Source organism: Nodularia sp. LEGE 04288, assembly GCF_963896525.1.
Taxonomy (GTDB): domain Bacteria; phylum Cyanobacteriota; class Cyanobacteriia; order Cyanobacteriales; family Nostocaceae; genus Nodularia.
This window is the reverse complement of record NZ_CAWQOY010000041.1, coordinates 1-7,727: the sequence shown is the minus strand read 5'-3', so window position 1 is coordinate 7,727 and position 7,727 is coordinate 1. Positions and strand designations below refer to the sequence as shown.

6 protein-coding genes are annotated in these 7,727 nt (G+C 39.7%); 2 read left to right on the top strand and 4 right to left on the bottom strand.

All coding sequences use genetic code 11. The features are described 5' to 3' along the window. The first annotated feature begins 312 nt into the window (after nucleotides 1–312). Nucleotides 313–1,860 (top strand): HlyD family efflux transporter periplasmic adaptor subunit, encoded by a 1,548-nt coding sequence (locus AACX33_RS03500; protein WP_193997251.1) that lies wholly within the window; start codon nucleotides 313–315, stop codon nucleotides 1,858–1,860. A 342-nt stretch (nucleotides 1,861–2,202) separates the two neighbouring features. Further along, nucleotides 2,203–2,985: a peptidylprolyl isomerase gene (locus AACX33_RS03495; protein ID WP_193997252.1), complete on the top strand. Its 783-nt coding sequence runs from the start codon at nucleotides 2,203–2,205 to the stop codon at nucleotides 2,983–2,985. Nucleotides 2,986–3,690: 705 nt separating this feature from the next. Here the strand turns inward: AACX33_RS03495 and AACX33_RS03490 are convergent. From AACX33_RS03490 to AACX33_RS03475, 4 genes are all read right to left on the bottom strand, one after another. Further along, the gene (locus tag AACX33_RS03490; RefSeq protein ID WP_193997253.1) at nucleotides 3,691–4,797 is read right to left on the bottom strand and encodes a T3SS effector HopA1 family protein; all 1,107 of its coding nucleotides are present in this window, start codon (nucleotides 4,795–4,797) and stop codon (nucleotides 3,691–3,693) included. A gap of 224 nt (nucleotides 4,798–5,021) precedes the next feature. Further along, nucleotides 5,022–6,203, bottom strand: a complete 1,182-nt coding sequence (locus AACX33_RS03485) for a phosphotransferase (protein WP_193997254.1) — start codon at nucleotides 6,201–6,203, stop codon at nucleotides 5,022–5,024. Between the two features lie 134 nt (nucleotides 6,204–6,337). Next, nucleotides 6,338–6,601 carry a hypothetical protein gene (locus tag AACX33_RS03480; protein ID WP_193997255.1) on the bottom strand — a complete coding sequence of 88 codons (264 nt, stop codon included), beginning with the start codon at nucleotides 6,599–6,601 and terminating at the stop codon, nucleotides 6,338–6,340. 578 nt (nucleotides 6,602–7,179) lie between these two features. Then, the gene (locus AACX33_RS03475; RefSeq protein ID WP_193997256.1) at nucleotides 7,180–7,413 is read right to left on the bottom strand and encodes a hypothetical protein; all 234 of its coding nucleotides are present in this window, start codon (nucleotides 7,411–7,413) and stop codon (nucleotides 7,180–7,182) included. Between the last annotated feature and the right edge of the window lie 314 nt (nucleotides 7,414–7,727).

The window sequence follows — 7,727 nt, the reverse complement described above, 5'->3', positions numbered from 1 at the left end:
GGTGCAGGGGGCAGGGGGGAGTAAGAAATTACTTTAAACTTCGGGTTACTTAACAACCATTCCTCTTCTCCCCTGTCTCTTCCCTCCCCCTTCGTTGGAAACCTGGGAAATTTTCAATTGAAACAGGACTTACGCAAAATTATGGAAAAACGAACCGCGAAGGACACAAAGGACACGAAGTCAAGAGGGTTTCAGAGAGTTCTTGCGTAAGTCCTATGAAAAAAGGATCAGGGACAAATTAATTACGAATTACGAATTACGAATTACGAATTATGTCCCAATCCCTATAGAAACTAAACTGTTGAATGACTTATGCCAAACCCATCTCAAAATTTATCATCCGTACTTGCAAAACCAAAGCAAGACCAAAATAAGCAGGTTGAAAACTCTAGTGCTGTTGTTGATGATCAGACGCAGGTAGAAAACGAAGCCAATGATTGGTTTTACGGCACAGAAGAACTGCTAGACGCTTTACCAAGGGTCTGGACACGTTCCATGCTGTACTTCCTGGTAGCATTTGCGTCGATTATTTTACCTTGGTCGATGCTGACCAAAATTGATGAAACCGGCAGCGCTAGAGGGCGTTTAGAACCCAAAGGAGCGACGCATCAATTAGGTATTCCCGTTCCTGGAACTGTAAAAGCTGTGAATGTTCAAGAAGGCGCAATGGTGAAAGCTGGACAGGTTTTGCTGGAGTTGGATTCTGATGTCCTGGAACAAGATTTGCAACAGAGACAGACACAATTGCAAGGATTAAGCGATCGCCACGCGCAACTCAAGCTGCTAAAAAACCAATTGATGCTGGCGATAAATATCCAAGAGCAACAAAATCAAGCCCAAGAATTGGAAAAAATGTCTCAAGTCAATCAGGCGCAGCAAAACCTGGATGCGAGACAGAGTTCTTTTAACTTACAAAGGTTAGAAAGACAGGCTTTAGTCGATCAGGCTCGACAGAATATTAATTCTACTGAGACTGCGGAGAAGTTAGTTAATAGCCGCTTTAACAGAGATGTCGCCGAAGTTGCACGCTTTCGCGAACTGTACGAGCAGGGTGCAATTCCTCAAGTCCAAGTTGTGGAATTAGAAAAGACAGCAGAGGAAAGCCAACGCTTGCACTTACAAGCACAATCTGAATTCACCCAAGCTCAACTGCGTTTAAAAGAGGAGATGAGCCGCTATCAGGCGACTATGAGTCAAATTGTTGCGGATATCGAGCAAGCAAAACTCCGCCTCCAAGAACAGCAAAGCAGCTATCAAAGCGTTGTCCAAGCAGGTAAATTAGCAGTGCTGAGAAGCCAGGAACAACTAAAAGACATGGAAACGCAAATTAGTAGCTTGAACTCAGAAATAGGACAAACCAAGAGTCAGATAGAGTCCTTGCAGATTCAGCTCAAACAACGTGTAGTGCGATCGCCTATTGATGGCATAGTTTTTGAGTTACCCATTACTAAACCAGGGCCTGTGGTAGAGCCAGGACAAATCATTGCTCAAATTGCGCCTCAAAATAGTCAATTGATTCTGAAAGCGCAGATACCCAGCCAACACAGTGGTTTCTTAGAAGAAGGAATGCCAGTAAAAATCAAGTTTGATGCCTATCCTTACCAAGATTATGGCGTGATGGAAGGGCGTGTGAGTTGGATTGCCCCTAATTCCAGAGTTCAGTCTAACAACCAAGGCAGTATAGACACTTATGATTTAGACATCACCTTAGATCAAGCTTATGTACAAGCTGCTAACCAACGCGTTACTTTAACTCCAGGTCAGACAGCCACCGCAGAGGTAGTTATCCGTCAGCGCCGAGTAATTGATTTCATCTTAGATCCGTTTAAGAAATTGCAACAAGGCGGTCTCGAACTTTAGTCTTGTAGTAGCGTGACACCAATAATTTGGGGCAAAAAATGTAGCTTGGGTTAACCAAAGGAAACCCAAAATCTTTGCCAAAGACGCAAGACATTTGTTATTAACACTAACCCCTATTTTTAGAGTTTAAAACTCATAAGTAGGGGTAGTATCTCATGCTTTTAATTAAAGGAAATTTGGAAAATATTGACAATTTCAAAGAGGCTTAATTAAAATATTAAAACTATCATTAGATAGAGACGTTAAACAATATATCAAGCAAAGATGATGAATAAGATACTGACTTGCTCGCGCAGAGTCACAAACTAATTTTAATTAGTTACTAAATGGAGGAGTTAAAATATGACAAATATTTTAAAAGTTTCGGCTGAAGAGATTATTTACTATATAAAGATGGCTTGCCAAATTCCTAGCATATTAGAAGCGATCGCTACGCAAAAGATTATTGCAGAAGCCGCCGAAAAAGCAGGAATTGAAATCTCCACAGAAGAACTACAAACAGCAGCAGATGGTCTTCGTTTAGCCAACAAACTACTCAAAGCCGAAGATACTTGGGCTTGGTTAGAAAAACATCATCTTTCTCTCGATGACCTCGAAGAAATAGCCAAAATTAACCTCACATCTTCCAAATTAGCCAACCATTTATTTGCCGATCAAATCGAACCATTCTTTTATGCACACCAACCCAAATATTTTGGAGCAGTAACTTATGAAGTCATCTTAGATGATGAAGATTTAGCCTTAGAACTATTTTATGCCCTCCAAGAAGGCGAAATCAGCTTCCAAGAAATCGCTCGTCAATACATCCAAAATCCCGAAACCCGTCGCGCAGGTGGTTATCAGGGAGTCCGCCGCCGTACTGACTTCAGAGCCGAGATTGCAGCCGCAGTTTTCGCCGCTACTCCCCCGCAAATTCTCAAACCAATCATCACACCCAAAGGAGCGCATATAATCGCCGTTGAGGAAATAATCAAACCAGAATTAGATGAAAACTTGCGTTTCCAAATAATGGGAGACTTTTTTACCAATTGGTTACAGCAACAAATAGCCACCGTAGAAATTATCGCAAATCTTCAAGAAAATCCGAAGTCGCCAATAACAAATGACTTGCTAAAACCAGCATAATTGTCAAAAATAACTTGTTGAATCTCCCCTAACAACTTCCAATGCTAAGGAATAAACACAAGTTATCAGTAAACTAAGAAATCCCTCTCCTTACCAAGGAGAGGGACAGGTTTTGCGTAGCAAAAGCAGGGTGAGGTTTTTGCGCCATTCAACCAACGCTATAAATAAGTAGCCATCATGAACTGCGTACACCAGGGGGGATGAAAATCTATTTTCAAGTCAGGTGAAAAAATTTAACGTATATGAAGAAATATAGATTACCCTATGGGTATATTTTACCGTACCTTTAATTGTTAACACACTAAGCGCAGCCGAAGTTTTGACGGTGCGTTAGGCTAAAACCACACCCTACATATACTTACATTTTTTCAATCATCAAATCGGATTCCTATATATCTTGTAGGGTTATAGCCAATGAAATGCAGGATAACATCATCGCTATCTTGTACAAATATAGCCATCCTATTTGATTTATGAATTTATCGAACCACCAAGTCGCCAAGGTCGCCAAGAGAAGAAGTAAAGTGGTTCACAACTGATTTAGGACTGCTATAGCAGGTAATCAACAAGAAGTCCTCATGATAAAACCCGGTTTATTTATATATGCCATCTCAGGAATTTGACATAGGCTAAAAACCGGGTTCATCTACTTCCACTAATGATTTAAAACTGCCAGATCACCAAAGAGATGAAGCAGTTCAAAACTCAAAACTGCAAAGAAGTAAAGATATCTTCAGACTGGGGATTCAGATAAGGACGCTGCAAGTCAATTTCCAGCATAGAGAAATGTTTCAAAATAGATTCTAACCTACCTGCTGGCGTATCATTATCTTGCTGCCAAACATCAAGCAAAGCGTTAGCAATAATTTGACAACGGTTCATCCCAAAACTTTCACGGTCTGTAAATTTGCTATTTGGTTCTTCAGCCAGAGCTAACCCCGGCGCGAGTAATTTGGTAAACAAAGGCACTGTTTCACCAAAATGAGATTTATTTTCTGTATACACCCTTGCTAATACTGGGCGGACAACTTCATAGTTGTGTTTGTCAAAATAAAGCACTGCTGAGTCACAACGTCCATAATCTGAAGGATTATATAGTGCTTTAAAAGTGAAAGAAATTGGCAGAGCATTGAGTTGGGTAGTCAAACCATCCATCACAGCAACCGCACCGTCTGGAGATAAATTAAAGTAGATCCGCACGATTTCTTGATCACCATGAGCAGCTGCATTGCTAACTGCCATATAAAATCCATTTTGCACCACATTCTTGGGCAATTTAATGGGAACTAAACTACCGATAGTCACAGCTTTATCTTCTGGTCGCAAGTGAAGCTCACGCTCAATATGTACAGTTAAACCACCTTTATGCACAGCCAAAGCGCCATCTGTTTCTTCTTTGATTACTAGCCAATCGTCGCTGAAGTAGCCTTCACCTCTGTTGCTTTCATGTAAGCGGTCATAAAAACCGATATCTACACCCAAAAAGCTATTATTTTCTAAATCTTGATTCAATGCTACATTTTTTGACTCTCCATCTGCTCCGAGATTGAGATCCTCTTGCAATGAACCGTTGTAGTAGACACCATAAAGAAAACTACGCAGTTGCAGAGCTAAATATTTGTTTCGCAGGTCTAAGGGCAACTTTTGAAAGCGGGAAACTGCTTGCTCAGTTAATTCTACGCTTTTATAGTTTGGGTGCTTAATACAATGATGAGAAACGATTTCAACTTTATCGATAATGTCTTGTATTGATGTCTGCAAAGGCTCAGGAATAGTTGATAGTTGAGTTTGTAGCGAATCTAATAGTTGCATAAGAGATTGCCTGTAAATAAGAGAGTGTGTTGAACAGTGTGTGGAGACTGGATGAATCGTGTCTTTAAAGGCAAGATTGGCTGAAAATCGTGTTGATTAAGTAGTGATGGGGACTATTTTCAAACCCAAAATTAGACGTAAATTTGGTTTACTTCGTTGAGTTAAGCGCAACCCAACCTACTTTGAGACTTTGTATTTCAGCCAACTTTGCCACCTGATAGGCTTTAGCGTGCGGGGGAATATCTGGTGGGGGTTAAATCTGAAGCATCCATACCGAAAATAGTTGGTATAGATGTTTCTGGACGACACAATAAACTCTTGGCAACTTGGAGCATACTGATACCAGGATTACCAAAGGTTTTTTCGTGCTGGAGTGTGGCTTGAATAGATTGAATTAAACCTAAACCGCAAAACTGCACGACTCGCTGTAAGAAATCAGGACGATGCTCTAAGATTTCGGGAAATTCAGCCAAATAAGCCTTAACCAGTGCAGAAAGTGAAGGACGGAGTGTTTGTAAAGGCGTTGTAGCTAAACGTAAAGACTCTTCAATTTCCATTCCTTTACCGACAACTACGCTATACAGCCACAATTGCAGGTAACTGGCGAGTAATGAGCCTAAATCGATAGCTGGATCTCCCCAAGAACAGCGTTCCCAGTCAATTAATCGAATCATGCTTTGGTCTGAGGATGAGCCATTGAGATTGACATCTTCCCAATTTAAGGAGATGAGAATATTGTTCAGCTTCATGTCGTTATGAGTCAAACAGAAGGGAGTGTAAGAACTACCCAATTCGGCGATCGCCTGACCCAAACTGTCGTAACGTTGATATAGAGCAAAGAATTTCAACCCATCAGCCGGAACATTACCAAAGATTTCCGGTGTAATCCGATCCATTTTCTGATTGAGTTTTGGTGCATCTTGACTCGGTGCATCCTGGGAATTTTCAAAGAATTCCCGATACTCTGGACGTTGAAGACTGACGCGATGAATTAAGGCCAGAATAGTACCGATTTTTGTCGCCACCTGTGTAGGAAAGATGTTTTCCTTTGTGTAGAAATCTGCTACATCCCGGTAGTTACTGAGATAGTTAAAAATAATGATCGAATTTTCGGCATCAAAATGTACCGATTCCGAAAGCAAAGGACGTATATAGCTAAGTTCTGGGTTTTGTTGTAAAAACTCATGAATTCGCCATTCCTGCACAAACTCACCAGCAGTTTTTCCTTCTCGGTTGTGACGCTCTTGCTTAACTAGAAGTTTTTTGTCCTCTGGTAAGCTGAGTAACAAGTTAAAGTTTTTTGCAGGTTTTAGTTCAATATTACTTGATGAACGTTCTTCTTGAGTACATAGTCCCAGAGGAATTAGGTAATCAAAAAGATTTTGATAGCTTAATAAAAATGGCATGGCGTTAGATACTCCTCAGTAATGTGAAAACTTGTTGCTGGTTAATCAAAAAACTGTAAAACCAGAGGATTCCTATCCAAGCATTGATTGCACACAACATTTTTTTAGTCATCATGTCAATTTGGATTTAATCATTAGAAAGGGGCAAACTGATCAGGTGCAAGGTTCAACTCGGACGCAGTAATAAATGACTGTGCTAGCGACACAATACTGTAGATAGCAAATGCTGATAACATCAAATCCATCAGCCTATAAGTAAAGATCAGCATTTGATGGAATGCATAGCCAATTGCATATTCATTACCCCCATATACAGATATCGAATACATATCTGTGATTTCGATTAAAAAGCTTTCTGAGTCAGGCGGGTGCAGTTCAGAAATTATAATTCCTGCCATTTACTTGATTCTCACACAAATTATTGAGTAATGAGTTAATAAAAGCTGTGTTCAGTAAGCATCAGCTTCATCATTAGTCAACTAATCTGCTATTCTGGCGGAACTGAAACTGTTATTTATTCCCAAATTTTCATCAACACTAAATTAAATTCATCTAATTGAGGTGATTGAGAAATTGTGAAAAATTGCCCCATGTTTATCAATCAGTAGCGCTTAATTGAGATATGTGATTCTAGCTTTAATTAAGTTTCAATTTACTTGTCGAATTACAGCATATATTTTTCAATTTGACTGGCTATCAGAGGTTATAGGTATTCAAAAACTTGATAAAGATAATAGTTGTCAATCCTAGAATATTTGTGAATTACAGCATATTTAATCTGAGTGAGGTACACAAAGGCGGGCAGGATGACCACCCCACAAGACTTATAATATTAAGATGTGTACTTCATTTACTTGCTCAGTGCTGTATTATGTTGCACTCGATTCTGGATTTTTAGCTTTCATTTCCGAAAAAATTGCTGACTTTTTACCTTTAATCCCAAGATAGCCATCAAGATTAATAGTTAACTACAAAGCTAGAACTTAGAATACGGTTTACTATATGACTTGGCTACATAAGTAGCATTACCAATGCCATATGTACCGACAAATGCTCCAGCAAATGCAGTAAATGAAATTATGCCACCGACAACGTTGTATTGACTCTTAGAGTTAGAATCGATATCGCTCAGTTCATTGAGAAAGCTTTCGGAATCGTGGAACAGTTCAGAACCAGTAGCGTATAGTTGAGAAAGAGTGATATTCGCCATGATGTACTCCTAAAAGACTTGTGAAAACTTGTTTGTTGCAGTCAAAATCAAATTTGTGTCTAGCTGGCTCTGAGGAATTATTGGTAATCACAGAGATGAGTTTTTACTTTTAATCCCTCAAGAGCCATCAATTTTAGTAGTTACCTGAAGTGATTAGAATTGACTGAATGACTTAGCTAATACAGTCACATGGTCAATGGCATATACAAGTACAAATGCTTCAGCCAACTTAGTTAATGTCAAAGGATTGCTAGCAGCGTAACCAATATCTGCTGCGCCACCAGAGATGGAATCTACATCGCTGAATTCATTCA